Source organism: Pseudomonas sp. 05N434 (assembly GCF_056396965.1).
In genome coordinates, this window is the sequence record NZ_JBFTMK010000907.1 from 1 (window position 1) to 1142 (window position 1142).

Sequence of the window (1142 nt, forward strand, 5' to 3'; positions counted from 1 at the left end):
CCCGTACGCTGGTCGAGCGTGAGCCGAACTACTCGTTCGTGACCGCCCGCCTGCTGATGGACACCCCCGTACGCTGGTCGAGCGTGAGCCGAACTACTCGTTCGTGACCGCCCGCCTGCTGATGGACACCCTGCGTGCCGAAGGCCTGGGCTTCCTCGGTGTCGCCGACAGCGCGACCCACCACGAAATGGTCGACCTGTATGCCAAGGCACTGCCTGCGTACATCGCCAAAGGTATCGAATTCGAATTGCTGAACCCGGTTCTGGCGTCCTTCGACCTGGAAAAACTCGGCAAGGCGATCAACCACGAGCGCGATCAGCAGTTCACGTACCTGGGCCTGCAAACCCTGTACGACCGTTACTTCATCCACAAGGACGGTATCCGCTTCGAACTGCCACAGATTTTCTTCATGCGCGTGGCCATGGGCCTGGCGATCGAAGAGAAGCAGAAAGAAGACCGTGCGATCGAGTTCTACAACCTGTTGTCGTCCTTCGACTACATGTCCTCGACCCCGACCCTGTTCAACGCCGGTACCCTGCGTCCACAGCTGTCGAGCTGCTACCTGACCACCGTGCCGGATGACCTGTCGGGCATCTACCACGCGATCCACGACAACGCCATGTTGTCGAAATTCGCAGGCGGCCTGGGCAACGACTGGACCCCGGTTCGGGCGCTGGGTTCGTACATCAAGGGCACCAACGGCAAATCCCAGGGCGTCGTGCCGTTCCTGAAAGTGGTGAACGACACCGCCGTCGCCGTTAACCAGGGTGGCAAGCGCAAAGGCGCTGTCTGTGCCTACCTGGAAACCTGGCACATGGACATCGAAGAGTTCATCGAACTGCGCAAGAACACCGGTGATGACCGTCGTCGTACCCACGACATGAACACCGCCAACTGGATCCCTGACCTGTTCATGAAGCGTGTCTTCGATGACGGCAAGTGGACCCTGTTCTCGCCGTCCGAAGTACCGGATCTGCACGACCTGACCGGCAAGGCCTTCGAAGAGCGTTACGAGTACTACGAAGCCCTGACCGAGTACCCGGGCAAGGTCAAGCTGTTCAAGACCATCCAGGCCAAAGACCTGTGGCGCAAAATGCTGTCCATGCTGTTTGAAACCGGCCACCCATGGCTGACCTTCAAAG

The 1142-nt window shown here is 59.4% G+C and carries 1 pseudogene; it reads left to right on the plus strand.

Features of this window, described 5'->3' with window-relative positions:
- Positions 1-67: 67 nt before the first annotated feature.
- Positions 68-1142 (plus strand): annotated as a pseudogene (locus tag AC1DLB_RS30610) (ribonucleotide reductase N-terminal alpha domain-containing protein); the annotation flags it as partial.